The sequence below is a fragment of the Motiliproteus sp. SC1-56 genome, from assembly GCF_017309075.1.
Lineage (GTDB): Bacteria > Pseudomonadota > Gammaproteobacteria > Pseudomonadales > Balneatricaceae > Motiliproteus.
The window spans coordinates 16,701-42,526 of sequence record NZ_JAEMGS010000010.1 but is presented as its reverse complement, the minus strand read 5'-3'; the positions used below and the strand labels follow the sequence as shown (position 1 = coordinate 42,526).

Below are 25,826 nucleotides of genomic sequence, written 5' to 3'. Positions count from 1 at the left end.
ATCGTCCAGCCGATGGCGTTTAACAATCTGTAAAAAATACTGACTAAAGTATGACGAAACAAAGGGTTTTAAGGAGGGGATGCCAGCCTCGCTGAGGTTTCTTGAGTGCCCTTAATAGTTAGCTATGGACGGAGGGAGGTGCTTTTTGGTGTTCTATATAAGCCTTTTAAAAACAATAATATGAAGCTTTTATTATGGCTTCGTTGTTAGGGCTGAAAGTTTTTGTTAGTCAACAAGGCGCTTTTTGACATTGCTCGAAAGGCGCTGCTGAAGGAGGCTAGGCCTCCTATGCTAACTGAACCGCCGCCGTTGGCGGGCCGCTGCTAATAACATCACTGGAGTTCATCATGCCGGAATATAAAGCGCCCCTTCGTGACATTCGGTTTGTCAGTCATGAATTGCTGGAAATGGATCGTCACTACGCCCAGCTCCCCGGCGTGGAAGAGGCGACCCCTGATCTCGTCGACGCCATTCTGGAGGAGGGTGCCCGCTTTGCCGAAAAGGAGCTGGCGCCGTTGAACCGGGTAGGCGATACCGAGGGGTGCCGCTGGGAAGAGGGGGCGGTCAAGACGCCGGCCGGCTTCAAGGAGGCCTACGCTGCCTACGTGGAGGGGGGATGGCCCTCCCTGGCTCATGAGCCGGAACTCGGTGGTCAGGGGCTACCGGAATCCCTGGGGATCATCATCAACGAGCTGGTGGGAACGGCTAACTGGGCCTGGAGCATGTACCCGGGGCTGAGTCACGGCGCCATGAACACCCTGGAGGCGCATGGCAGCGAGGAGCAGAAGCAGACCTACCTCAGCAAGCTGATCGAGGGCAGTTGGACGGGCACCATGTGCCTTACCGAAGCCCACTGCGGCACTGACCTGGGGCTGCTGCGGACGCGGGCGGAGCCTGCTGAAGACGGCAGCTACCGCATCACCGGCACCAAAATTTTCATCTCCGCCGGCGATCACGATATGGCGGAGAACATCGTCCATATCGTGCTGGCCCGGCTCCCTGACGCCCCCGCCGGCACCAAGGGGATCTCCCTGTTCGTGGTGCCCAAGTTCAATGTTCAGGCGGATGGCTCCCTCGGTGAGCGCAACGGGGTGAGCTGCGGCTCCATCGAGCACAAGATGGGTATTCACGGCAACGCCACCTGCGTCATGAATTTTGACGGTGCCCGCGGGTTCCTGATCGGCCCCCCCAACAAGGGCCTTAACTGCATGTTCACCTTCATGAATACGGCCCGTATCGGCACCGCGCTGCAGGGGCTGGCGCACGCCGAGCTGAGCTACCAGGGGTCGCTGGCCTATGCTCGCGAGCGGCTGCAGATGCGCTCGCTCAACGGTCCCAAAGCACCGGAGCAGCCCGCGGACCCGATTATCGTTCACCCCGATGTGCGGCGTATGTTGTTCACCCAGAAGGCCTTTGCCGAGGGCGGGCGGATGCTGGCGTACTTTGCCGCGCAGCAGGTGGACAAGGCCAAGCACGCTGCCGACAGCGACGCGCGGGAAGAAGCCGAGCAGTTGTTGGCCCTGCTGACCCCGATCGCCAAGGCCTTTATGACCGAGACCGGATTTGAAGCCGCCAACCTGGGGCTCCAGGTGTTTGGTGGGCACGGTTACATCAGCGAGTGGGGCATGGAGCAGAACGTGCGCGACAGCCGCATCGCCATGCTTTACGAAGGCACCACCGGCATTCAGGCCCTGGATTTGCTCGGACGCAAGGTGCTGATGACCCAAGGGGAGACCCTTAAACGTTTCACCAAGATCGTGCATAAGTTCTGCCAGCAGGCGGGTGAAGATCCGGCCCTGCAGCCTTTTGTCGAACCTTTGGCGGCGGTCAACAAGGAGTGGGGCGAGCTGACCATGAAAATCGGCATGGCCGCCATGAAGGATCGGGACGAGGTGGGCGCGGCGTCGGTGGACTACCTGATGTATTCCGGTTACGTGGTGCTGGCCTATTTCTGGGCGCGCAGCGCCGAGGTGGCCTTGCGCAAGCTGGCCGAGGGTACCGACGAGGAGGCCTTCTACCGGGCCAAGGTGGCCACCGCGACCTTCTACTTTAAGCGCTTGCTGCCGCGCACCCGCGCCCTGGCCGTCACCATGACCGCCGGCGCCGACAACCTGATGCAGCTGGAGGCCGAGGCCTTCTGAGATCGCTCAATTACGATAACAACAATCTAGGAGTATCCCATGAGTCAATCTGAAACCCTGATGAGCCGCATGCATGAGCGCTTTGACCCCCAGGCCGCGGGCAGCCTGAGCGCCATTTTCCAGTACCAGGTGGATGGCAGCGAGCATGCCCTGCATATCGCTGAAGGACGCTGTCAGCTGGAGGCCGGGGCGGCGGACGATCCCGACGCCACCTTGGTGCTGGATGCGGCGACGCTGGAAGCGCTGCTCGATGGCGAGCTGGACGGCATGCAGGCTTTTATGAGCGGTCAGCTCAAGGTCAGCGGCGATATGATGCTGGCGATGCGGCTGACGGACCTGTTTCCTGCCGGCTGATAGGAGTATCCTCCCGCCCTTTTGAAATCCAGCTAGAGACATCCGATGAACGCCACGCTTTCATCTTCGCCGCCGCCTCTGGCGGCGATTAATTCCCGGGGATATGCCAGCATCAACGAGGTGCTGGTGGATGCCTGCCGCCGTTATGGTCCGCGGGCGGCCTTTACCAGTCTCGGGCGTACGCTGACCTATACCGAGCTAGAGCGGCAGTCCGCCGCCTTCGCCAGTTACCTGCTCAATGAGGCGGGGCTGGAGCCGGGCGACCGCATCGCCGTGCAGCTGCCTAACCTCATTCAGTACCCGGTGGTGGCGTTCGGCGCCCTGCGGGCAGGACTGGTGGTCGTCAATACCAACCCCTTGTATACCCCCCGTGAACTGGCGCACCAGTTTAAAGATTCAGGGGCCCGGGCACTGGTGGTGCTGGCCAATATGGCCCACCAGGCCGCCTCGATCATCAAGGAGACCGAGATCGAGCAGGTGGTGGTGACCGAGGTCGCCGATTTGCACGCTCCCCTGAAACGCACCCTGCTTAACGGCGCCGTCCGTTACCTCAAACGCCAGGTTCCACGCTATCATTTCCCCCGTTCGATCACCCTGCGGCAGGCTCTGCGCCTTGGCGCGGGACGGGACTGGGAGCCCGCCAAGCCGGATGCCCAGACCCTGGCGGTGTTGCAGTACACCGGCGGCACCACCGGGGTTGCCAAGGGAGCGATGCTGACCCACGGCAACCTGGTGGCGAACTACCTGCAGTTGCATGAGCATCTGAAAGGCAGCTTTACCGAAGGTCACGAGGTTTTTGTCGGGCCGCTGCCGCTCTATCACATCTATGCCTTTACGCTGCACTGTCTGTTGCTGGTGGCTACAGGCAACCACAGCGTGCTGATCCCCAATCCCCGTGACCTGAAGGGGCTGGTCAAAGAGCTCAAGCGCCGGCCCTTTACCGGCTTTGCCGGACTCAACACCCTCTTTGTCGCCTTGTGTCGGGATCCCGGGTTCCAGAAGCTGGATTTCTCCCGGCTGCACCTCACTGCCTCCGGTGGCATGGCGTTGACCCGTGCCGCCGCCGAACAGTGGCAGCAGGTTACCGGCTGCCCGGTGGTGGAAGGTTACGGGCTCACCGAGACCTCGCCCGGCGTAAGTTTCAATCAGCCGCACAATATTCGCCTGGGCACCGTGGGCCAGGCCCTGCCCAGCACCGAGGTGAAGGTGGTATCGCCCGAGGGCGAGGAGCAGCCGGCGGGCATTGCCGGTGAGCTTTGGGTGCGTGGACCCCAGGTGATGAAGGGGTATTGGAAGCGCGCCGAGGAGACCGCCACGGTGCTCAATGAGGAAGGCTGGCTCAGAACCGGCGATATGGCCTGTCTTGACGATCAGGGCTTTATCCAGATCGTGGACCGGCAGAAGGACCTGATCATCGTCTCAGGGTTCAACGTCTATCCCAACGAGGTTGAAGCCGTGGCCATCAGCCACCCGGGGCTGCGCGAATGCGCCGCTGTGGGGATTCCTGATCCGGGCACCGGCGAGGCGGTGCGCCTGTTCGTGGTGGCGGACGATCCAGATCTGACCGAGCAGGCGGTGCGCGACCACTGCCGCGCCCACATGGCTGCATACAAAGTGCCCCGTAGCGTGGTTTTCTGCGACGAACTGCCGAAAAGCAACGTGGGCAAGGTGCTGCGTCGGGCGCTCAAGCAGCAGCCCGTGGAGAGTGCGGAGGCCGGCGCATGAACCTGCCCGCAGCCCGTCGCACCCTGCTGCACAGCCGCGACGTCAGTTGTCGGGGCTATGTCCGCAATGACGGCCTTTGGGAGATCGAAGGCCGTATGCGCGATATCAAGAGCTTCGACATGGCCAACGAGGATCGCGGGCGCATCGCCGCCGGCGAACCGCTGCACGATATCACCCTGACCCTCACCCTGGACCAGCAGCTGCTCATCCACGCGGTGAGCGCGAAAATTGAGGCCGCGCCCTTTGCGACCTGCCCGGCGATCACGCCCGCCTTTCAGCAGTTGGTGGGTCTGCGCATCGTGCCGGGCTTTCGCCAGCAGGTTAAGGCGCTGCTTGCCGGCGTGAAGGGCTGCACTCACCTGGTAGAGCTGCTCGGCCCCATCGCTACGACCGCGTATCAGACCCTCTGGCAGTCTGCGTCCGGCTACGATGGGGACAGTGCCGCGGTACGCGAATTTCTCACCGACAGCTGCCACAGCCTGGCGGCCGACGGGCCCGTGGTGCAGCGCTATTGGCAGGACAAGAACCAGGACCGCGACGCGGCGCGACCCGATGCGAACAAAGAAAAGGAAGACGAGTATGAGCGTATCTGAAACTCTCACGGCCGGCCTCAAGCTGCCGGCGATCGCAGCTCCCATGTTTCTGGTTTCCGGCCCGGAGCTGGTGATCAATACCTGCAAAGCGGGGGTGGTGGGGACTTTCCCCGCATTGAACCAGCGCACCAGTGAGGGGTTTGAAGCCTGGCTGCTGGAGATCGAAGCCGCTCTGCAGGCCTTCGAGGCGCAGACGGGAGAAAAACCGGCTCCCTACGGGGTCAACCTGATCGTTCACCACAGTAACCCGCGGGTGAAGGAGGATCTGGCGATCTGCGTCAAGCACCGGGTGCCCCTGGTCATCACCTCCCTGGGAGCCAACCGCGAGGTGGTCGAGGCGGTGCACAGCTACGGCGGCAAGGTGATTCACGATGTGATCAACCTGCGCCACGCCCGCAAGGCTGCCGAAGCCGGCGTTGACGGTCTGATCGCGGTAGCGGCAGGGGCGGGCGGGCATGCCGGCACGCTCAGCCCCTTCGCCCTGGTTAATGAGATCCGGGAGTTCTTCGACGGCACTCTGGTGCTGGCCGGCGCGCTCTCCAAGGGCTCTGATATCGCAGCCGCGCAGCTGATGGGGGCGGATCTGGCTTACCTCGGCACCCGCTTTATCAACACCCGGGAGAGCCGCGCCGGCAGCGAATACCAGGCGATGGTCAACGCCGCGAAAGCCGCGGATATTGTCTATACCCCGAAAATCTCCGGGGTGGCGGCCAACTTTCTGCGCGAGAGCCTAGCCCGGGCCGGCATGCTGCCCGAGAATCTGGACGAGAAGAAACACGTCGACTTCGGCGCCGAGCTGCAGGCGCCGGAAGAGGGACAGAAGGCCTGGAAAGATATCTGGTCGGCGGGGCAGGGGGTGGGCAGTATCAGCGATGCGCCCCCGGTGGCCGAGCTGGTGGCGCGCCTGCGGGCCGAGTATTGCGGGGCCATCGAAGAGCTCGAGTCCCGCTCGCGCTGCTTTCGAGGGGGTGAATGATGAGTGTTTCCAAAAACCTGGAGGATCGGGTTCTTACCCTGACCCTGGCCCGCCCGGAAAAGCGTAATGCCCTGACCCGGGCCATGTACCAGACGCTGGCCGACGCCCTCAAAGGCGCTGCATCCGACGCCGGAGTGCGGGCGGTGGTGATCACCGGCACGGGTGACTGCTTCTGCAGCGGCAACGACATCGGTGATTTTATCGCCGCCGGTGAGGCCGGCCCCGGGCCGGCCCTGGAATTCCTCCATGCCATCGCCGCCTTCCCCAAGCCGCTGCTGGCGGCAGTGAGGGGGCCGGCGGTCGGTATCGGCACCACCCTGCTGCTGCACTGCGACCTGGTTTACGCCGGTGAAGGCGCCCGCTTTCAGCTGCCCTTCGTCAACCTGGGGCTGGTCCCCGAGGGTGGCTCCAGTCTGCTGCTTCCGGCCATGGTCGGCCATGCCCGAGCGGCGGAGCTTCTGATGCTGGGCGAGCCCTTTGATGCCGGCACCGCCCGGGAGCTGGGTTTGATCAACGGGGTGCTGGCCGATGATGCGGTCGAGGCCCGGGTTCAGGACCAGGCCCGCAAACTCGCCGCCAAGCCCCCCGCCGCCCTGGCCCAGGCCAAGGCGATGCTCAAGTCCCAGGCGGGGAAACCGGTGGCGCAGGTGCTGGATGAGGAGGTGGCTGCGTTTCGCGAGCGTCTGACTTCGCCCGAGGCGCATGAAGCGCTGATGGCGTTCCAGCAGAAAAGAGCGCCGGATTTTTCGGCCTTTGAGTAAGGGGAAAGGCCGCTTCGACTGTTCGTGGGGTGGCTCGAAGCGGGGGAGGGCAGCGCCGTCTCTCCCGCATGCAGCTTGAGACACGGGCCCATCCCAGGTCGAGCCAGGTACTAACCTGGCACATTCCCCACGGACCGTCGAACGGGTGCGTCCGCCCCCGTGGTTCTTTGAAAAAGAACGGTGCACTTAAGCCCGCCTCTCAGTAAGATTGAAGTCCTTGTTCTATTGGGAGTTCGCCTAAGCCGTGCCCAGCCCCGCTGCTTTTTTCGTGCTGAGCTTTGCTCTCTTGCTGACCGGTTGTCTGCCCGGGTCAGCGCGCCCGGTGCTAGCGCCCGAATTCACGCCACCGCCGCGCTGGCAGCAGCCGGCGCCGGAAGGAGCTGTGGAAACCGCCTGGCTTCGACGGGTGGCTTCGCCACAACTGCGGGAACTGGTGATTGAGGCGCTGGCCGCCAACCCCGATCTGCATCGCGCCGAGGCGCGCCTGAGCGAGGCTCTGGCCCAGGCTCAAGTCGCGGGTGCGCCGCTCAAGCCTGCTTTAGATGCGAGTATCGAGGGCGGGCGCGCAAAACGCTCTTCCGGTGGCGGTGCGGCGGACGACTACAGTTATGCGCTGACCCTGGGCTACGAGCTGGATCTCTGGGGCAAACTTTCCGACGCGGCCCGTGCGGCGATACTGGACGCGGAGGCGGAGCAGCAGGCCATGCGCCGTACCCGCCAGACCCTGGTGGCTGACCTGACCAGGGACTGGTTCGCCGCCACCGAGGCGCTGCGCCAACGGGACCTGAGCCGGCAACTGGTGGACAATTTGGCGAACAGTCTCGAGGTGCTGGAGGAAGGGTTTCGCAGTGGTCTGATCAGCGCGCTCGATATCCACCTGGCCCGGGCCAACCTGTCTGCCGAGCGCAGTCGCCTGGCGCAGCGCGAGCAGGCGCTGGGCGATGCGCGGCGAACCCTGGCCCAGCGCCTGGGCCGTTACCCCGGGGCGTCCCCGACAGTTGCCGCCGAACTGCCCCCCTTTCCTGGCCCGGTGCCGGTCGGGTTGCCGGCAGCCCTGCTTGAGCGCCGCCCCGATATACGCAGCGCCCACCTGCGCCTGGCCCGGGATGAAGCCGAGCTGGCCCGCCGCTACAAGGACCGCTTTCCCAGCCTGCGGCTGAGTGCGCGGCTTGGCGCCGGTAGCGAGGAGTTGGGTGATCTTTTCGACGCCGACCAGGTTGTCTGGTCCCTGCTGGCCGGGCTGACCCAACCGCTGTACGACGGTCACCGTCTGGAAGCGCTGGAAGCGGCGGCCCGTGCCCGGGCCGACCAGCGGGTCGGCGATTACCTGGACACCCTGCTGCAGGCCTTTAACGAGGTGGAGTCAGCGTTGCAGCAGGAGGCGGCGCTGGCGCTGCAGGTGCAGGCCTTGAGCGATGCGCGGCTGGAATCGGAGCGCGCCGAGGAGCTGGCTGTCGAGCAATACCAAGCCGGGTTGGTGGACTTTATTACCGTGCTTGAAGCACAGCGCCGGGCGTTTAACGCCCGCAGCGCCTTTTTGCAGGCGCAGGCCGCGCGTTGGCGTAATCGAATCGACCTTTATTTAGCCCTGGGCGGAGACTTTATTAGCGTAGAAGACTCCAACGGGGCATCCACCGAGCCGGCCGGGGCCGGCGATCAACCACGAGGATAATCCCATGCGATGGAGCCGGGGTCTGCTTCCCCTGCTGGTGCTGGCCCTCTGCGCCGGTGGCGCGTATTGGCTGTTGCAAAACCCGCCCGAGGCTAAACGGGGGCGTGCCGCACCGGCCGCTGCCATGACGGTGGAAGGGACCCGCTTGCGGGCGGAGGAATTCCAGGTGGTGCTCGACTCCTACGGGGTGGTGCGGCCTCGTACCCAGGGTCCCCTGGTAGCCCAGGTCTCCGGTCAGGTGGTGGCGATCTCCGAGCAGTTGCGCGAGGGGGCGTTTTTCGAGGCCGGGGACGAGCTGCTGCGCATCGACGACCGGGATTACCGTGCCCAGGTGGCGGTGGCCGAGGCGGAGCTGGTGCAGGCTGAACTGCGTCTCAAGGAGGAACGGGCCCGGGCCGAGCAGGCCCGTCGCGATTGGCAGCGACTGGGCCAGGGAGAAGCCGGGGAGCTGGTTTTGCGCAAGCCACAATTGGCCGCCGCCGAGGCGGCCATTGCTTCCGCCCGGGCGCGCCTGACCCGGGCCCGTCTTGACCTGGAGCGGACCCGCATCACCGCGCCCTACGCCGGGCGGGTGTTGTCTAAAGCGGTGGGTTTGGGCCAGGTGGTTTCCGCCGGCAATACTCTGGCCGAGATCTACGCGGTGGATTACGTCGAAGTGCGCCTGCCCCTCAATAACCGGCAGCTGGAGTTCATTCGCTTGCCCGAGCGTTACCGGGGTGGTGAAGTGACCAGTCGCGCTCTGCCGCCGGTAACCCTGGAAGCCCAGGTGGGCAGTGACACCTACCTCTGGCAGGGGCGCGTGGTGCGGGTGGAGGGAGCCATTGATGCGCAGAGCCGTCAGCTCTTCGTGGTGGCCCAGGTGGATGATCCGTATCGCCTCGACCCCCAGGGCAAACCGCCCCTGAAGGTCGGCCAGTTCGTCAAGGCACGTATCCAGGGAGAACGCCTCAAGGACGTGTTCGTGTTGCCCCGCGAGACGCTGACCCAGGATAACCAGGTGATGCTGATTGAGGGCGGGCGCCTGCGTTCGCGGCAAGTAATCCCGCGCTGGACCGACAACGATCACGTGGTGATCAGCAGTGGACTCGAGGCCGGGGAAGTGCTCAATCTGACCCCGGTGGGGGCCATGGCCGCGGGCACACGGGTTGAGGCGACCGTGGACGGCGCTCCGGTCGTTCAAAAGGGCGACGGGGGGACGCCCGCTGATGCGCGGGTGAAATCTGCCCCCGCTGCCGGTGGCGACCGCTCATGATCGCCTGGTTTGCCCGCAATCCGGTTGCCGCCAACCTGCTGATGGTGCTGATCCTCGCCCTCGGCGGCCATGCGTTGCTGAACCGAACGCCCCTCGAGGTGTTTCCTACCATCGAACTGGAGCGGATCAACGTTACCGTGAGCTACCCGGGCGCGAGTCCGGCGGAGGTGGAGGAGGGCATCACCATCCGCATCGAGGAGGCGGTCCAGGACCTGGAGGGGATCGAGCAGATCAGCTCCCGTTCCTCTGAAGGGGCGGCCCAGGTCAACATCGAGGTGGCCAAGGGCTACGACACCCGCTTCTTGCTGGACGATGTGAAGAGCCGGGTGGATGCCATCAACCGCTTTCCCGAGGAGGCCGAGCGGCCGGTGGTCAACATCACCGAGTTCCGTCGCGAGGTGATCAGCGCCGTGGTCTACGGTGAGCGGGATCCCATGGCCCTGCGCCAGATCGCCGAGCGGGTACGCGACGATCTTGCCGCCCTGCCCGGCGTCACCCAGGTCTACCTGGATGCGCCCCGACGCTATGAGCTGGCCATCGAGGTGCCGGAACTGGTGCTCCAGGAGTACGGCCTGACCTTGGCCCAGGTGGCCGAGGCGGTACGACGGGGCTCTTTGGACCTCTCCGCCGGCAATATCCGCACCCGGGGCGCCGACATTCTGGTACGGACCCGGGGCCAGGCTTACAGCGCCGAGGAGTTTCGCCGCATTCCCATCCTGACCCGGGCCGACGGCTCGCGTATCGAGCTGGGGGACCTGGCCCACATCGATGACGGTTTTGCCGAGGATCCGATCAAGCGGCGTTTTGACGGCCAGCCGGCAGTGGGGATCGAGGTCTACCGGGTGGGCAACCAGAACTCCATCGAGGTGGCGGCGGCGGTGCGTGACTACCTCGACGCCACGCGCCACGAGATGCCAGAGGGAGTTCAGTTGGGTTACTGGCGGGACCGCTCGAAAATCGTCAAGGCCCGCCTGACCACGCTTACCAACAGCGCCCTGCAGGGCGGACTGCTGGTCATGCTGCTGCTGACACTGTTCCTGCGCCCGACGGTGGCCTTCTGGGTCTGCGTCGGCATTCCCATCAGCTTCATGGGCGGCTTTCTGCTGATGCCGGAGCTGGGGGTGACCCTCAACATCGCCAGCCTGTTCGCCTTTATCCTGGTGCTGGGGATCGTGGTGGACGACGCCATCGTCACCGGTGAGAACGTCTACAGCCATTTCAGCCGCCATGGCGAGGGACTGCGCGCCGCCATCGAGGGAACCCGGGAGGTGGCGGTGCCGGTCACCTTCGGCGTGCTGACCACGGTGGCGGCCTTTATTCCGCTGCTGTTGATCGAAGGGCGCCGCGGCGCCATCTTCGAGCAGATTCCCTTGGTGGTGATTCCGGTGCTGCTGTTCTCCCTGGTCGAATCCAAACTGATCCTGCCGGCTCACCTGCGACACCTCAAGCCGCCGCGTGACTACGGGGTGTTCTCCCGCTTTCAGCAGGGTGTCGCCCGCGGCCTGGAGCGATTTATTGCCGGCTTCTACAGCCCCTTCCTGGACCGGGTGCTGGAGCGGCGTTACCTGGCCCTGGCGGCGGTGTTCGGTGTCGCTTTGCTGGTGCTGGCCGCGGTGCTCAGCGGTTGGACTCGCTTCGTGTTCTTTCCCCGGGTGCAGAGCGAGGTGGCCCGTGCTGCCCTGGAGATGCCGGTGGGGACCCCTTTCGCCGTCACTGACCGTCAGATCAGCCGCATCACGGAAGCGGCCCAGGCACTGCAGGCCAAGTACGTGGACCCGGGCACCGGCGAGAGTGTCATCACCCATATTCTCTCCACCACCGGGGCGGGCGAGGGCATCGCGGCCAACCGCGGGCGGGTGATGTTCGAGATCGTGGCGCCGGAACTGCGCACCCTGGAGGTGACCAGCTCCGAGCTGGTGCGCGAGTGGCGGCGTCTGATCGGCGCCGTGCCCGGGGCCCAGAGCATTACCTACCGGGCCGAGATCGGCCGTTCCAGCGATCCCCTGGACATCCAGCTGCGGGGCGATGACCTCGAGCGCCTGCGCCAGCTGGCTGGAGAGCTGCGCCAGCGCCTGGCCGGCTACCCCCATGTCTTTGACATCAGCGACAGCCTTTCCAACGGCAAGCAGGAGCTGCAACTGGCCCTGACCCCGGAGGCAGAGCTGCTGGGGGTCAGCCTGATCGACCTGGCGCGCCAGGTACGCCAGGCCTTCTTCGGATTCGAGGTGCAGCGCATTCAGCGGGGGCGCGACGAGGTCAAGGTGCTGGTGCGCTACCCTGCTGCCGAACGTTACTCCCTGGAGACCCTGGAACGGATGAAGATCCGCACCCCGGAGGGGCTCGAAGTGCCTTTCCGCGAGGTGGCGGAGCTGCGGCCCGAACTCAGTCCGGCCACGATCTATCGCATCGACCGCAAACGTACCGTCAATGTCCGCGCTGACGCCAACAAGGAGCTGGCCGACCTGACCCTTATCAAGCGCGACCTGCAGGTGTTCCTCGACGATCGCCTGGCCGACTACCCGGGCATCCAGGTCAGCTTCGAGGGGGAGGCCAAGGAGCAGCGGGACTCCTTCTCCGGGCTGTTCTGGGGCATGTTGTTCGTGCTCTTCGTGGTGTTCTGCCTGCTGGCAATCCCCTTCCGCTCCTACGCCCAACCCTTCATCGTGATGTCGGTGATTCCCTTCGGCCTCGTGGGGGCCGTGTTCGGCCACTGGCTGATGGAGATGAACCTGACCATCATGAGCCTGATGGGCATGCTGGCCCTGACCGGGGTGGTGGTCAACGACTCCCTGGTGCTGGTTGATTACATCAACCGTCAGAAACGCCAGGGCGTCGCCCTGGGGGCGGCGGTGCGGGCGGCGGGGGCGGCGCGCTTTCGGCCGGTCCTGCTCACCTCCCTGACCACCTTTGCCGGCTTGATGCCGTTGATTTTCGAGAAGAGCACCCAGGCCCAGTTCCTGATTCCCATGGCGGTCTCGCTGGGTTTCGGGATTCTGTTCGCGACCCTGATCACCCTGTTGGTGGTGCCGGTCAACTACCTGGTGCTGGAGGACCTCAGGCGCCTGTTCGGGGCCGGGGAAACCCACCCCGGGGCGCCTGAGATGCAGAAGGGGTAGCCGGCGGCTGGGGCTACACTGTAGGTAGGTCTGTTTGTCGGCTGATTGCTGACCTCGCTTCCCGCCTTCAACGTCACTGGATCCGGCCATGAGCAATATACCCGCAGATACCGACTACGGCGCTTATCTGCAACTGGAGAAGATCCTCGGCGCCCAGGCACCCGCCAGGCCCGAGGCTCACGATGAAACCCTGTTTATCATCGTGCACCAGGCCTACGAGCTCTGGTTCAAGGAAATCCTTCACGAGCTGGATTCTATTCAGCGGCTGTTTGACAGTGATGCGCTGCAGGAGCGCGCCCTGGGCACGGTGGAGAGCCGGCTGGAGCGTATCAGCGCGATTGAGCGGTTGCTGGTGGAGCAGGTCAGGGTTTTGGAAACCATGACTCCCCTGGACTTTCTCGATTTCCGCGACGTTCTCTCCTCGCCACGTGGCTTTCAGAGTGTTCAGTTCCGTGAAATCGAGCTGCGCCTGGGTGTGAGGCGCGCCGCCCCGGGCCTGCTGGAGAGCTGTTCCTTTTTTCGAGCCCTCAAGCCGGCGGATCGCGACCACTTGAAGTCCCTGGAGGGGCAGGACAGCCTCTTTACGGGGGTGGAGAGCTGGCTGGCCCGCATGCCTTTTCTTCACTACGGGGATTACGATTTCTGGCGTGATTACCTCAAAGCCACCGCCGCGATGCTCAACGATGACCTGAGCGCGTTGGAGGGTGATGGCGGGCTGTCACCGGCTGAGCAGCGGGCGCACGTGCGTGAGCTCAGCGAAACCATTGCCCGTTTCGACGGCCTGTTTGATTCGGTTCGCTACGCTCAACTGCGGGCTGATAACAAGGTGCGTTTCAGCCAGGAGGCGATGCTGGCGGCGCTGTTTATTCAGCTTTACCGGGACGAGCCGGTGCTGCAACAGCCCTTCCGGGTGCTCAACCGGCTGGTGGCGGTGGACGAGGGACTCTGCACCTGGCGTTACCAGAATACGCTCATGATCAAGCGCTTGCTGGGGCGCTGCAATAACGGCCTGAGCGGTGCCGCCTCGACGCGCCTCGGACCGGAGCCGCCGCGGGTGTTTGAGGACCTGTTCAGCCTAGCCTCGTTCCTGCTGCCCCGCTCACGCCTCCCGACCCTGCCCGATGCCCTGCGTCGGGATCTGGATTTTCATTTCAGCGGACGCGGCGACTGGGGCGGCTGAGGGACTGCCGGGAGCGGATCAGGGGCTGCAGGGGGTTGATCACGAAGGGTTGATCAAGGGCGCCGGAAGCTCGACCTCCACGGCGATGGGCAGGTGGTCCGAAATGGCGAAGTCCAGAACCCGGGCCTGATGCACCTTGATCCCGGATGACACCAGGATGTGGTCCAGGGACTGCGCCGGCTGCCAACTGGGGAAGGTGGGGAAGTGGCCTTCAGGAGAGCGCAGGTCGATATCCTCCAGGGCCGAGAGCCGGGTAATCCGTTCGTGGTGAACATTCAGATCCCCCATGACTACCACTTCTCCCTCGTCACCGATCACCTCGCGCACGTACTGCAGCTGGCGCAGGCGCGAGCGGCTGCCCAATGAAAGGTGCAGCATGGCCAGGGTCAGTTGCGGTTTCTTGGCGCCGAAGCGCACGATAATGGCGCCGCGCCCGGGCAGCAGCCCCGGCAGGCGGTGATCCTCGATGATCTCGGGGTGGAACCGGCTCAGCAGTCCGTTGCTATGTTGGGCAACTCGTCCCAGGTTGCGGTTGAGCTGTTGGTACCAGTAGGGAAATTGTGCCGCTTCGGCCAGGTAGCGGACCTGGTTGACGTAGCTGCTGCGGAAACTGCCGCCGTCCACCTCTTGCAGGGCCACCATGTCGAAGTCACGCACCACCCGGGCGATACGCGAAAGGCTATCCTGCTTGCGCGGGTGGGGCAGCAGGTGCTGCCAGCTGCGGGTGAGGTAGTGGTGAAAGCCGCTGCTGTTAATGCCCCCTTGGATGTTGAACGAGAGCAGGCGCAAGCGGTTGTTGGGCTCCGGCGAGGGGAGCGGGCTGCGCCGGGGCCTGATCAGCCGTGCCGGCGGGTGGCGCCTGCGGGTTAACATCGATTCTGTCTCCACGGGTACGAACCTGAACAAGTCTAGCCGCGGTCACTGCGCTCTGCTGTCTTCCCCGCCTGCACGGAGCAGGTGTGCGCAGGAGGGAATGGCCCCGGTTATGGGATACAGGGTGTCGGGTTACCCAGGGGAACGCTTCGGGGCAAGGATATACTAAGCTGAAAAAGCTTCATTTTTTGATGTAAGGAAAAGGCCTTAGCCCTTGCCAAGCCCATGAGTGACGAACTGCTGTTTTCCGATGAGCAACCCGCGGCCACGGCTGATAAACGGTTTGAAAAGCCACCGTGGCTGGTGCTGGTGGTGGACGACGAGGAGTCGGTGCACCGGGTGACGCAATTGGCCCTGGGCTCGATGACTTACGACGAGCGGGCGCTGGAACTGCTTCACGCCTACAGTGCCGACGAGGCCCGCGGTATCCTCAACGAGCACCGGGATATCGCGGTGTTGCTGCTGGATGTGGTGATGGAGTCCGATCGCGCGGGGCTTGATCTGGTCCACTACATACGGCAGGAGCTTAAGAACCAGGATGTACGCATCGTGCTGCGTACCGGTCAGCCCGGTCAAGCACCGGAGCAGGAGGTGATCGCCACTTACGATATCAACGATTACCGCGACAAGACCGAGCTATCTGCTCAGAAGCTCTACACCCTGATGATCGCGTGCCTGCGGGCCTACCGGGACATCGAAACCCTGCACAAAAGCCGCCTCGGCCTAGAGAAGGTGATTCGCGCCACACGCGGAATCTATGAGAAGCACGCCCTGACCCAGTTCGTGGACGCCACCCTGGAGCAGCTCGCGGCCCTCCTGAACCTGGATCAGACCGTGATCTACCTCTACCAGGTCAAGGCCTTCTGTCCGGTGGATGGAGAGTTCGAGGTGATTCTACCCGGCCAGCCGGCCGGTGAGACCAAGTTCGTGCGCCTGGAAGAGCTGGAGCCGGCAGTCAGGCGCCTGCTGGAAGCGAGTATTCAGGCTCAGCAAAACCAGTTCGAAGATCAGCGTGCCGCTATTTTCTGCGCCGGACAACAGCATGTAGTGATGTTTTACCTGGAGGGGCCGGTGGCCCTTTCCACCCTAGACCAGCACCTGATCAACATGCTGACCGAAAACCTCAACATTGCCCTGGACAACATCGATCTCAGCGAGCTGCTGCGCAGTACCCAGCAGGAGCTGGTCTATCGAATGGGCGACATGGTGGAGAATCACTCGCCGGAAACCGGCTCCCACGTGAAGCGGGTGGCGCTCTACTGCGAGCAGCTGGCCCGGTTGGCGGGCTTGGGTGAGGAGGCGGCGCAGATGATCAAAGACGCTTCCCCGCTCCATGACCTGGGTAAGATCGGGGTCGCCGACGCGGTGCTAAAAAAGCCCGGCCAGCTTACCCACGACGAGTGGCAGCAGATGAAAAAACACGCCACGTTCGGCCATAGGATGCTTGCGGGGTCCGGTCTGCCGCTGCTGGATGCGGGGGCCGACATTGCGCGCCATCACCACGAGCGGTGGGACGGTAAAGGCTATCCGGACGGACTGCAGGGGGACGAAATCCCGGTTTGGGCGCGTATCGCGACGATCGCCGACGTCTTTGACGCCCTCAGTACCCGCCGTTGCTACAAGGAGCCCTGGCCCATGGAAAAAGTAGTTAAATACATTGAAGAGCGCAGCGGCAGTGTCTTTGACCCGGACCTGGTTCAGCTGTTTACCCGCAACCTTGATGCGTTCATAGCCATTCGCGAACGGCATCCCGATCCGGGCACATCCGCCAGTTAAGTTTTCGCCTCCCCTTAATTGCCCCGAATCACCCCGAATCCCCCCCCTGCTAACAGTCCAATTGGTCAAAATCCTCCGGGGAGCTTCTCGCCGCCCGGTGGCGCCGTCCGCTCCCTTCGTTCGGGCATTAAAGATGATTCAAATCAATCTTTTGTCCAAGCGTAATTGTGGTAGCTTAAGGGCTTTATCTCATGAAGAAACCGGTTGCCGGTCGACGGCGAATAGATGAGGGAGTGCCCTACATGGCGATGTTAACCATCAAACGGATGCTGCAGATAACCCTGGGACTGACCCTGATTGCCCTGGTGGTCCTTTACCTGGCCACCCAGGCACAGTTGCAGTCCACTAAGAGCGCGATCCAGGAGGAGACGGAGCAGGGGCACGCGGTTATCGCCATTAAAAACACCCGTTATTACGTGGTCCAGATACAGCAGTTTCTCACCGACGTGGGGGCCACCCGGGACGAGGAGGCGATGGCCGAAGCCCGGGCCAGCCTCGAGGGTGCCCACGCCAGCCTGATGCAGCTTGCCGAAGAGGCACCGGAGTTGGCTTCGCGGGTCGAAGTGCTGAAAGGGCAGGTGAGCGACCTTCACGATATGGGCGTCAAGATGGCGCGCGCTTACGTGCGTGAGGGCACCGAAGCGGGCAACGCCATCATGCGGGGACCGGGCGGTTTCGACGACGTTTCTTCTGCACTGGCCACGGCGCTGGAGGGGCTTGCGGGTGAGGTGGAGACGGAACTGGAGGCTTCGGCACAAAAAGCGGAAACCTCTATCCACCATGCTGGCATGGTGGTGCTTACGACTAGCGTCGTCATTGCCCTGTTGCTGGGGGCCTGCCTGATACTGCTTTACCGGCGGGTAATCGGCGCCATGAACCAGCTGAACCGCTCGATGGCCAACGTGGCCTCCGGCGCCCGGGACCTGACGGTACGCCTTGACGACGAAGGTAAGGACGAGGTGGCGCTGGTGGCCGGGCAGTTCAACCAGTTTGTGGAGAACATCCGTCAGCTGATCGAGCGCTTTACCGGTGACACTGAACAGTTGGGCACGGCCAGTGGCGAGTTGTCCCGGGTGGCTGACACCACCCTGGCGGGGATGCAGCGGCTGCAGAGCGAGGCAGATCAGGTGGCCACGGCAATGACCGAGATGCAGTCGACGGTGCAGGAAGTGGCCTGCAACGCCGAGCAGGCGGCCCAGGCGGCGAAGGATGCCGACAGCGAAGCCCGGGAGGGGGAGAGCGTTGTCGGCGGGACCATCGGTGCGATCCAGACCCTGACCGGGGAAGTGGAGCAGGCCGGCGGCGCTCTTGAAGCGCTGGAGAAGGAAACCGATAACATCGGCACCGTGTTGGATGTGATTCGCGGGGTGGCCGAGCAGACCAACCTGCTGGCGCTGAATGCGGCGATCGAGGCGGCGCGGGCCGGCGAACACGGACGCGGGTTTGCCGTTGTCGCCGACGAGGTGCGTACCCTGGCCCAGCGCACCCAGGAGTCCACCGACGAAATCCAGCAGATGATCGAACGGCTCCAGAGTGGGGCCAAGGGTGCAGTCAGCGCCATGAACCGCAGTCGCACCCAGGCGGACTCCTGCTCGACCCAGGCGGCCCGGGCGGGCGAAGCGCTGGGACGGATCACCCAGGCTGTCGGGACCATTGCCGACATGGCACAGCAGATCGCCACGGCGGCTGAGGAGCAGAGCAAAGTGGCTGAAGATATCGGTCGCAATGTGATTAATATCAGCGATGAGGCCAACCGCACCCGTAGCGATGCCGAGGAGTCCAACCAGATCAGCGGGCGGGTCAACAGCCTGGCTGGCGAGTTATCGATGCAACTGGGGCAGTTTAAAACCCATTGAACCAGCAAGGGGAGCCTATCCCCCCGGGAGCGGGGCGGTAGGTTTTTCCGCGTTCTGCGGGGTATAATGGGCGGCTAAAATCAATACATCCCAGAACACAAGGCGTTCTTTACCGTGATCATCAAGCCAAAAATTCGTGGATTTATCTGCACCACCACCCACCCGGAAGGTTGTGCGGCCAACGTTCAGCAGCAGATTCAGTACACCAAGGCCAAGGGTCCGATCGACGGGCCCAAGCGGGTGCTGGTGATCGGGTCCTCCAGCGGCTACGGCCTGAGCTCGCGCATTGCGGCTGCCTTTGGCTGTGGCGCTGCTACCCTCGGGGTCTTCTTTGAGAAGCCGGGGACAGAGAAAAAGCCCGGCACGGCTGGCTGGTACAATTCCGCTGCCTTTGACAAGGCGGCCAAGGCCGAAGGGCTTTACAGCAAAAGCATCAATGGCGACGCCTTCTCTCACGAGGCCAAGCAGAGAGCGATCGAGCTGATCAAAGAAGACATGGGTCAGGTGGATCTGGTGGTCTATTCCCTGGCTTCCCCGGTGCGTAAGCTGCCTGATACCGGTGAAGTGGTTCGCTCCTGTCTCAAGCCCATCGGCGAGCCCTACCGCTCGACCGCCGTGGACACCAACAAGGACCGCATTATCGAGGCGGAGGTGGAGCCGGCGACCGAGCAGGAAATCGCTGATACCGTCACCGTCATGGGTGGAGAGGACTGGGAGCTGTGGATCGATGCGCTGGATAAGGCCGGCGTACTGGCCGAGGGTTGCCGCTCGGTTTCCTACAGCTATATCGGTACTGACATCACCTGGCCGATTTACTGGGACGGTGCTCTGGGTAAGGCCAAGATGGACCTTGACCGGGCTGCCGGCGCGATCAATGCCCGCCTGGCGAAACAGGGTGGTGGTGCCAACGTGGCGGTGCTCAAGAGCGTGGTTACCCAGGCCAGCTCCGCAATTCCGGTGATGCCGCTCTACATCGCCATGGCTTTCAAAGTCATGAAAGAGAAGGGACTGCACGAAGGCTGCATGGAGCAGATCGACCGCCTGTTCCGCACCCAGCTGTTCAGCGCGTCGGGTGAGGTGTCCAACCTGGACGACAGCAACCGGATCCGCATGGATGACTGGGAGCTGCGCCCCGAAGTGCAGGACGCCTGCCGTGAAATCTGGCCGCGTGTGACCACCGAAAACCTGTTCGAGGAGACCGATTACCAGGGCTACAAGGATGAATTCCTGCGCCTGTTCGGGTTCGGCGTTGAAGGGGTGGACTACGAGGCTGACGTCGATCCGCAGGTAGACTTCGACGTGGTCGAAGTCTAAAACAGCGCTAAAACCGTTAAGTTTAAAAAGCCGTCGCTTTTATGCGACGGCTTTTTTATGCCCGTCTAAGGGCCTGCCGAAACAGACCGCTCCGCATCCTCCGTTTGAAATTGCATTAGCCGTTCCCGACAAGCGTGCCTGACCAGGGGCATGCGGTCGCTCATGCTCCCGTTATTTTGACTAAATTAAGTAAGCGTCAGCGGCGTGCCTAACAAGGGCCGGGCTCGACATTTGGTTAACGAAGAGAGCGGTGACAGAGTTGAGGGACCACTATGATGAGCGTAAAGCGGGGCCTGCCGATTGCGGCCCTAGCCAGCCTTTTGCTGGGGGCGTGCAGCAGCACGATGGATCAAACGCCACAAGAGACGGGAGCAGAGCCCCAGATGAGCACGTTGGAAGTCGAAGCCTTTTACCGTGATCGCAGTATGTTGCCGCCGGGCTCCGAGCTCACCGTTACCCTGGCGGATGTGTCGCGCATGGATGTGCCTGCCAAGGTGCTGGCCAGCAAAACGGTGCCGATTGCAGGTGGGCCGCCATACCGGGTTGAACTGAGCTACGATGCCGGTCAGGTGGTCGCCAACATGCGCTACAACCTAAGGGCCCAGATCTCCCAGGACGGGAAACTACGCTATACCACCACCGAGCACACGGATCCTTTCAGCAACGGGGCGCCCGCCACGCCCGTCAAGGTCATGCTACAAAAAGCCAGGATCCCGGATTCGAGTTTGACCAATACCTACTGGAAAGCCATCACCCTGGGGGGCAAGGCCGTGACCGTTGGCGCCCGCGAGCCCAACATGCGGCTTTATATGGACGGTCGGGTTAGCGGCTTTCTGGGTTGCAACCAGTTTACCGGCCAATACGTGACAGCGCCCCCAAAGGCTTTACGCTTTGAAGGGATCGCCAACACCCGAAAGATGTGCATGGACGGGATGGCGCAGGAGCAGGCACTCAGCGAGGCTCTGCTGGCGACAACCCATTATGAAATTACCGGGGAAAAACTGGTTCTGTTTAACCAGCAGAATCAGGTACTGCTAACCTTTCAAGCGGTCTATATGAATTGAACCCGCTGGCGGCTTGCTGTTCGAACTTAGCGCCGAAGGTGGCGCTGGGCTTGATCTGGGCTTGACCTGGGCTTGAATAGAGCCGCTTGCTCAGCGAGAGCATACAGCGCTCCCGTTCAACGCGCACTTGGCCCTTTTTTTGCCGTCCAGCTGGGCTGATTTTGACGTGAAATTCAGGGCAAAAAATAGGCCTTTTTCGAGAAGATCATTGCACTCGCAGGTTTGTCTTGGCTTTCTAATCCACTGCTATAGTTACTCCGGGTGCGTTACTAAAACGCAACAACATTGTTTGAATAACGTTGCTTGTTCCGTCGGACGACGGTCGATCGTAGACAGGGGAGTCTTTTATGAAACAGCGCAATCGTATACCGCGGATGATCGTCCTTCTGGGCATGTCCGCAACCCTGGCGGCTTGCTCAGGCCCAGGGCCGAGGCCAGACAGCGAGATGCAACTCGCCGAAGCAGCCATTCGGCAGGCGGAAGAGGCCAATGCCCGGAAGCACGAGCCGGTCCTGCTTAACCAGGCGCAGAATAAACTGGCTGATGCGCGCAAGCTGATGGAAGAAGAGGAGTACGAACAGGCGAAGGCGCTTCTGGAGCAGGCCGAGGTTGATGCCCAACTGGCTGCCGCGCAGTCAGAGACGGCGAAGGCGCAGATCGTGATGGACGAGATCAACGCCAACATCGAAGAATTGAAAAAACAGCTCGACATGGAAATGCAGAAACAGTAACGCAAGGAGATCAATATCATGAATCGTATCTATTCGATTGTGGTCGCGGTCGGGCTGACCAGCTTGATGATAGGTTGTGCCAGCACGCCGCCCAGCAACGCAAAACTCGAAGAAGCCAGGGCCACCTACTCGGCGATTGAGCAGGATCCGGATGTCGCTCGCAGCGGCGCCAGCCAGATGCGCAGCGCCAAGGAGGAGCTCGAAAGAGCCGAGGCGTTGCTGGAGGATGGGGCTGACGTGGAAGAGGTCGAGCAGGCTGCCTATCTGGCGCTGCGTCATGGCGAAATCGCCCAGCAGCAGGGGCGCCGTGCTGCCCTGGAAAGCGATATCAACGCCGCCAAGGAGCGTCGTGACGAGGTCGACGCCCGCCGCAACCAGCTGATGCTGGAGATGAAAAGTCAGGAAGCGGAAGCGCTGCGCGCGCAGATGGAAGCGTTGAAAGCCGAGAAAACCGACCGCGGCATGGTGCTCACATTGGGTGATGTCCTGTTTGACCTGAACGAAACCAAGCTCAAGGCATCTGGCGAGCGAACCATCGCCAGCCTCGCGGAGTTTATGCAGCAGTACGAGGAGCGTCGGGTGCGCGTTGAAGGCTACACCGACAGCACCGGTGATGAAGATTACAACCAGAAACTCTCCGAGCTTCGCGCCATGGCCGTTTACGACGCCCTCTTGGGTGAGGGCATTGCCAGTGACCGGGTAGAGGTGCAAGGCTACGGGGAAGCCTACCCCGTGGCCAGCAACGACACCAAGGCCGGCCGCCAGCTGAACCGCCGCGTCGAGATCGTGATCTCGGATAAAGAAGGTAACATCAAGAGCCGGTAGAGGCTGACCAGGCGAGTACGGCAACCTTGGCCGGTGCAGGCCAAGGTTGCCGGTGGTGATTTTTCCGCGACCTTTTATCGTAATCGATATTCAACGCCCCGTTGCCAGGGGCGTTGAGTCTTGTCCCTAGACGCCTTCCTTGTTGATCAAACCTTCTTCCTTTGATCAAACCTTCTTCGACCTGAATCTACCGCGCACCTAAGCCTCAGTCCCGGGGAAAGAGGTGTGAGTTCTGGCCTTGCCTCCTGTCCGACTCGTTGCCTGCGCCTCATCTGCGGCGGGTGTTTGAGAGGGACTCAGTGGTCGCTTATTTTGGGAAAAGAAAGACGAGGTTGAACCGCAGCCCCCAGTCCTCTGGCCCCCCGGGCGTTGAGTCGAGCCAGTGACGCAGGCCCGCGCCAATCTGCACCGATTGCTGGCCGATCTTTAGCAATTGGTTGACGCCGATGTTGATGGGAATCGCCCACTCCCTGGATTCCCAGTCATGGGTTGCCTCAAGGTTTGCAAAGAAGCTGGTGGCGTTCGGGGTCGTGTAATTGACAAAGGGTTGTACGAAAGTGACATCCACGTCGCGGCGGTTATCGGAGCCGGCAAAAGACCAGATATGGTTACCCAGCGCACCGACCGTCCAGGGGCCGGCCTGGTAGAGTGCGACGGCTGTCGGGCCCGCTCCCCATTTCTCGCTGCCCAGGTCATCGTCGGTGGCGGTGGGAAGCAGGAACACAGGCCCAACGCCCCATGTCAGGCTGCCGCTGTCTTTCGGTGAAAAGAAGAAACTCTGGACCACGTCCCCGATGCCGCCTTCGCTGGACTCTCCCGGCCGGGTGTCTTCCTGGTGGACCAATGGCACGATGGTGCGCGAGATGAGCAGGGTACTTTCGCTGAAATCGGTTGGTACGACCGGTTGAATGTTTAAGGTCCAGCGATTCCCGTCGTCGGCACCGATCCGGTGGTCGTAATTGAGCTGCAGTGGCACGCTGATAAGGTTGGCGACCGGATTAGCGAGTTGCTGGGCGAGGTCGGCGTCAGACTGAGCCGATGCAACGGCCGGCATCAGGCTCAGGCTGAGCGCTGCACCCGTAAGGTAGCTTTTAGAAGAAATCATACGCAGTACCGAGGTTGATGGATTAGGCGTCCCGGGGATTCATCGGCAGATGGCCGGTACACCGGTTTTGCCCATCGAATACTTTAGCCCAGCCTAGGCTCTTCGCCCCGACGGGACGGCTTCGACTTTGATGCCCCAGCAGGTGCCTTGCCCCGGGCAAGGGGCGCATAGGCGCCATGGAAGCTGAGTAGAGCAGTTGCTGTGGCGTCCCAATGCGGCAAAGCCAACTAAACTAAGCAAAAAACGGTTCACAACGGATTCGCCATGACACCGTCTACTCTTGTCCAAGGATGGCGCGCGTTGCTTGCGTTGCTGCTCTTCCTGCTGCCGCTTTGCACAGTCGCTAACCCCGCAGCGACGGCCCCGGAGGCAATGGCCTCGATGACCGACAAAGAGGTGCGTGAGCAGCTGCACCAGATGTTGCAGGCGCAGCAGGATCAGGTCCCTACAGAATCATTTTCCTTTGACGCGGCGCGCAGCCAGTTGCAGCAACAGATGCGATTGTTGCGCGACAGCTGGCCCCAGGCGGACGACCGGTTGGCGGTTGTTATCGATCAGATCATCGAAAGCAGCCGTTTTGATTCCGGGCAGATGCTGGTGTTTTACACGCTTTTCGCCCTCGTTGCCGCCTACCTGATCGAACGTCTGCTCAGTATTCCTATAAACCGCATGGTACGCGGGGCCCGTCAGCAGCAGTTCCGCAGCTGGTTCGAAACGTTCTGCGCCAACCTGGTGGGCATGGGGGTCAGCCTGATTCGCCTGGCCATCTTTGCCATTGCCCTGTCGCTGTTGTTTCTCACCAGGGATGACAACAGTGCCGTGGGGCTCTATTTCGGCGCCGTTCTGAGCACTGCCGTTTGGCTGCGACTGGTGGCGATGGTGTCGGCCTGGATTCTGAATCCCGAGCGGGACACGGGAGGCTCACGCCTGATTCCGCTCAGCAACCAACGGGCACGTCGGTTACACCGTTATTTGGTGGTGTTTGCTGCCCTGTTTCTGGTTCACCGTGCGTTGATTGGACTTCTGCAGGGTACCGGCTTTCCCCTCGAGCTGGTCACCGTGCTGCGGGTGGTTTCCGGTGCCACCCTGACCCTGATTCTCATCGCGATTGTCTGGCTGCAGCGCCAACCCTTGCAGCAGTTGCTGAGCCAGCAAGCCCCCGCCACCACGCCCCTGGCCCAACTGATACGGCAAAGCTGGCCCTGGCTGCTTTCAGCCTGGCTCATGTTGCTGTGGACGCTCTGGGGATTCCACCTGATGGCCGGTAACCCTGACCTGGCAGCGAAGGTGGGTCTCAGCTGGTGGGTGACGCTACTGTTTCCGTTGGTGGACCGCCTGCTGGCAAAGTTACTGGTACGTATGACCGCGTTACCCTGGTTCCAATCCCATAGCTTCGAGCAACGCGGCAAGCGCATGCGCAGCGTGCTGCAAAACGGTGTGCGAGTCATCATGGTGGCGGTCGCTTTGCTGTCCCTGGCCGAGGCCTGGGGGCTCGGAACCTTCGAGCTGCTGCGTGATTTGGGGGCCGAGCGCCTGATGTCGGTGGTGGTGGACACCCTGCTGATTTTACTGTTGGCCTACTTTGCCTGGCAGCTGATCTACTCATCGATCGAACGTCATCTGCCGGAGCCTACAGACAGCCTCGAAAGCGGGAGCCTGGATCCCGGTGAAGGGGGCGGTACCAGCGGCACACGCACCGAAACACTGTTGCCGTTGCTGCGCAGCATGTTGTTGGTGTTGTTGGTGGTGACTACCGTGCTCAGTGTGCTGAGTGCGTTTGGGGTGGAGATCGGGCCGCTCATTGCCGGCGCTGGTGTGGTGGGCATCGCGATCGGTTTCGGCGCCCAGAAGCTGGTGCAGGACGTGATATCAGGGGTGTTCTTTCTCGTCGATGATGCCTTCAGACGGGGGGAGTACATTGAAACCGGCGAGCTGAGGGGGACCGTGGAGAAAATTTCTCTGCGTTCGATGCAGCTACGCCACCACCTGGGCGCTGTGCAGACGGTGCCTTACGGGAGCATTTCCACGATCAAGAACCTCAGCCGGGACTGGGTCACCATGAAGATGGAGATTCGCTTGCCCTATGACACCGACATCGAGCGGGTTCGAAAGATCGTCAAGAAGGTGGGGCAGGAGTTGCAGCAGGACCCGGAACTGGGCCCCAATTTGCTGCTTCCCCTCAAATCCCAGGGGGTTTCGCGGGTGGAAGAGTCGGCGCTGATCGTGCGGATGAAGTTCACCTCCAAGCCCGGCGAGCAATGGGTGTTGCGGCGGGAAGCCTACACCCGGGTGCGCGACGCCCTGCAGGACGCCGGCATTACCTTCGCCCATCCCGAGGTTCGTATCCGTATGCCCGAGGGGGCGGGTGAAACCCTTGATTCAGCCGCGGTTGCCGAAGCTGCGGTCGAGGCCGGTGCTGGTCGCATCCTGAGCCGTTCGCGCCACCCCTCGGGGTCCCCGCCAAGCGATCAGGAGCCCTGAGCGGGGTGAAAACCAAACGGCGCCTTGCCTG

The 25,826-nt window shown here is 62.5% G+C and carries 19 protein-coding genes; 17 read left to right on the top strand and 2 right to left on the bottom strand.

The annotated features are described in order from the left end of the window. Positions 1-347 precede the first annotated feature (347 nt). The 10 genes from JGZ97_RS12245 (at position 348) to JGZ97_RS12200 (ending at position 13,770) form a co-directional block, all read left to right on the top strand. Positions 348-2,141, top strand: coding sequence for an acyl-CoA dehydrogenase C-terminal domain-containing protein (locus tag JGZ97_RS12245; protein ID WP_207062918.1), 1,794 nt, complete (start codon positions 348-350; stop codon positions 2,139-2,141). 39 nt (positions 2,142-2,180) lie between these two features. After that, positions 2,181-2,495 (top strand): SCP2 sterol-binding domain-containing protein, encoded by a 315-nt coding sequence (locus JGZ97_RS12240; RefSeq protein ID WP_207062917.1) that lies wholly within the window; start codon positions 2,181-2,183, stop codon positions 2,493-2,495. A gap of 45 nt (positions 2,496-2,540) precedes the next feature. Beyond that, the gene (locus tag JGZ97_RS12235) at positions 2,541-4,220 is read left to right on the top strand and encodes an AMP-binding protein (RefSeq protein WP_207062916.1); all 1,680 of its coding nucleotides are present in this window, start codon (positions 2,541-2,543) and stop codon (positions 4,218-4,220) included. Next, entirely contained in the window at positions 4,217-4,813 is a 597-nt protein-coding gene (locus tag JGZ97_RS12230) for a DUF2889 domain-containing protein (RefSeq protein ID WP_207062915.1), read from the top strand. Before JGZ97_RS12235 ends, JGZ97_RS12230 begins: the two co-directional genes overlap by 4 nt. Beyond that, positions 4,800-5,789: a nitronate monooxygenase family protein gene (locus tag JGZ97_RS12225; protein WP_207062914.1), complete on the top strand. Its 990-nt coding sequence runs from the start codon at positions 4,800-4,802 to the stop codon at positions 5,787-5,789. The genes JGZ97_RS12230 and JGZ97_RS12225 overlap by 14 nt, the downstream gene beginning before the upstream one ends. Then, positions 5,789-6,550, top strand: a complete 762-nt coding sequence (locus JGZ97_RS12220) for an enoyl-CoA hydratase (protein WP_207062913.1) — start codon at positions 5,789-5,791, stop codon at positions 6,548-6,550. The genes JGZ97_RS12225 and JGZ97_RS12220 overlap by 1 nt, the downstream gene beginning before the upstream one ends. A 244-nt stretch (positions 6,551-6,794) precedes the next feature. Further along, positions 6,795-8,222 (top strand): efflux transporter outer membrane subunit, encoded by a 1,428-nt coding sequence (locus tag JGZ97_RS12215; protein WP_207062912.1) that lies wholly within the window; start codon positions 6,795-6,797, stop codon positions 8,220-8,222. Positions 8,223-8,226: 4 nt separating this feature from the next. After that, positions 8,227-9,474 (top strand): efflux RND transporter periplasmic adaptor subunit, encoded by a 1,248-nt coding sequence (locus JGZ97_RS12210; protein WP_207062911.1) that lies wholly within the window; start codon positions 8,227-8,229, stop codon positions 9,472-9,474. Next, the gene (locus JGZ97_RS12205; RefSeq protein WP_207062910.1) at positions 9,471-12,590 is read left to right on the top strand and encodes an efflux RND transporter permease subunit; all 3,120 of its coding nucleotides are present in this window, start codon (positions 9,471-9,473) and stop codon (positions 12,588-12,590) included. The genes JGZ97_RS12210 and JGZ97_RS12205 overlap by 4 nt, the downstream gene beginning before the upstream one ends. An 88-nt stretch (positions 12,591-12,678) precedes the next feature. Next, entirely contained in the window at positions 12,679-13,770 is a 1,092-nt protein-coding gene (locus tag JGZ97_RS12200) for a tryptophan 2,3-dioxygenase family protein (RefSeq protein ID WP_207062909.1), read from the top strand. A 39-nt stretch (positions 13,771-13,809) separates the two neighbouring features. Here JGZ97_RS12200 and JGZ97_RS12195 read toward each other — a convergent pair whose 3' ends face one another. Beyond that, entirely contained in the window at positions 13,810-14,643 is an 834-nt protein-coding gene (locus JGZ97_RS12195) for an endonuclease/exonuclease/phosphatase family protein (protein ID WP_207062908.1), read from the bottom strand. Positions 14,644-14,868: 225 nt separating this feature from the next. Here JGZ97_RS12195 and JGZ97_RS12190 point away from each other — a divergent pair, with 225 nt between their 5' ends. The 6 genes from JGZ97_RS12190 (at position 14,869) to JGZ97_RS12165 (ending at position 22,209) form a co-directional block, all read left to right on the top strand. Next, positions 14,869-16,419 (top strand): DUF3369 domain-containing protein, encoded by a 1,551-nt coding sequence (locus JGZ97_RS12190; protein ID WP_207062907.1) that lies wholly within the window; start codon positions 14,869-14,871, stop codon positions 16,417-16,419. Positions 16,420-16,661: 242 nt separating this feature from the next. Then, positions 16,662-18,275: a methyl-accepting chemotaxis protein gene (locus JGZ97_RS12185; protein ID WP_207062906.1), complete on the top strand. Its 1,614-nt coding sequence runs from the start codon at positions 16,662-16,664 to the stop codon at positions 18,273-18,275. A gap of 114 nt (positions 18,276-18,389) precedes the next feature. Then, positions 18,390-19,589: an enoyl-ACP reductase FabV gene (gene fabV / locus JGZ97_RS12180; RefSeq protein WP_207062905.1), complete on the top strand. Its 1,200-nt coding sequence runs from the start codon at positions 18,390-18,392 to the stop codon at positions 19,587-19,589. Between the two features lie 383 nt (positions 19,590-19,972). Next, on the top strand, positions 19,973-20,653 hold the full coding sequence (locus JGZ97_RS12175; RefSeq protein WP_207062904.1) for an META domain-containing protein: 681 nt from the start codon (positions 19,973-19,975) through the stop codon (positions 20,651-20,653). A gap of 347 nt (positions 20,654-21,000) precedes the next feature. Continuing rightward, a complete protein-coding gene (locus tag JGZ97_RS12170; RefSeq protein ID WP_207062903.1) occupies positions 21,001-21,384 on the top strand; it encodes a DUF4398 domain-containing protein in 384 nt (127 codons plus the stop codon). An 18-nt stretch (positions 21,385-21,402) separates the two neighbouring features. Further along, on the top strand, positions 21,403-22,209 hold the full coding sequence (locus JGZ97_RS12165; protein ID WP_207062902.1) for an OmpA family protein: 807 nt from the start codon (positions 21,403-21,405) through the stop codon (positions 22,207-22,209). A gap of 307 nt (positions 22,210-22,516) precedes the next feature. Here the strand turns inward: JGZ97_RS12165 and JGZ97_RS12160 are convergent, their stop codons facing one another. Continuing rightward, on the bottom strand, positions 22,517-23,314 hold the full coding sequence (locus tag JGZ97_RS12160) for a hypothetical protein (RefSeq protein WP_207062901.1): 798 nt from the start codon (positions 23,312-23,314) through the stop codon (positions 22,517-22,519). A gap of 381 nt (positions 23,315-23,695) precedes the next feature. Here JGZ97_RS12160 and JGZ97_RS12155 point away from each other — a divergent pair, with 381 nt between their 5' ends. After that, entirely contained in the window at positions 23,696-25,795 is a 2,100-nt protein-coding gene (locus tag JGZ97_RS12155; protein ID WP_207062900.1) for a mechanosensitive ion channel family protein, read from the top strand. Positions 25,796-25,826: the final 31 nt, after the last annotated feature.

Bases quoted from the DNA above. Each gene is read 5' to 3' on its own strand.
- JGZ97_RS12240 (WP_207062917.1), top strand. From the start codon at position 2,181: ATGAGTCAATCTGAAACCCTGATGAGCCGCATGCATGAGCGCTTTGAC.
- JGZ97_RS12175 (WP_207062904.1), top strand. From the start codon at position 19,973: ATGAGCACGTTGGAAGTCGAAGCCTTTTACCGTGATCGCAGTATGTTG.
- JGZ97_RS12200 (WP_207062909.1), top strand. From the start codon at position 12,679: ATGAGCAATATACCCGCAGATACCGACTACGGCGCTTATCTGCAACTG.
- JGZ97_RS12210 (WP_207062911.1), top strand. From the start codon at position 8,227: ATGCGATGGAGCCGGGGTCTGCTTCCCCTGCTGGTGCTGGCCCTCTGC.
- JGZ97_RS12245 (WP_207062918.1), top strand. From the start codon at position 348: ATGCCGGAATATAAAGCGCCCCTTCGTGACATTCGGTTTGTCAGTCAT.
- JGZ97_RS12235 (WP_207062916.1), top strand. From the start codon at position 2,541: ATGAACGCCACGCTTTCATCTTCGCCGCCGCCTCTGGCGGCGATTAAT.
- JGZ97_RS12195 (WP_207062908.1), bottom strand. From the start codon at position 14,643: ATGTTAACCCGCAGGCGCCACCCGCCGGCACGGCTGATCAGGCCCCGG.
- JGZ97_RS12155 (WP_207062900.1), top strand. From the start codon at position 23,696: ATGACCGACAAAGAGGTGCGTGAGCAGCTGCACCAGATGTTGCAGGCG.
- JGZ97_RS12205 (WP_207062910.1), top strand. From the start codon at position 9,471: ATGATCGCCTGGTTTGCCCGCAATCCGGTTGCCGCCAACCTGCTGATG.
- JGZ97_RS12165 (WP_207062902.1), top strand. From the start codon at position 21,403: ATGAATCGTATCTATTCGATTGTGGTCGCGGTCGGGCTGACCAGCTTG.
- JGZ97_RS12220 (WP_207062913.1), top strand. From the start codon at position 5,789: ATGAGTGTTTCCAAAAACCTGGAGGATCGGGTTCTTACCCTGACCCTG.
- JGZ97_RS12190 (WP_207062907.1), top strand. From the start codon at position 14,869: ATGAGTGACGAACTGCTGTTTTCCGATGAGCAACCCGCGGCCACGGCT.
- JGZ97_RS12160 (WP_207062901.1), bottom strand. From the start codon at position 23,314: ATGATTTCTTCTAAAAGCTACCTTACGGGTGCAGCGCTCAGCCTGAGC.
- JGZ97_RS12225 (WP_207062914.1), top strand. From the start codon at position 4,800: ATGAGCGTATCTGAAACTCTCACGGCCGGCCTCAAGCTGCCGGCGATC.
- JGZ97_RS12230 (WP_207062915.1), top strand. From the start codon at position 4,217: ATGAACCTGCCCGCAGCCCGTCGCACCCTGCTGCACAGCCGCGACGTC.
- JGZ97_RS12170 (WP_207062903.1), top strand. From the start codon at position 21,001: ATGAAACAGCGCAATCGTATACCGCGGATGATCGTCCTTCTGGGCATG.
- JGZ97_RS12185 (WP_207062906.1), top strand. From the start codon at position 16,662: ATGGCGATGTTAACCATCAAACGGATGCTGCAGATAACCCTGGGACTG.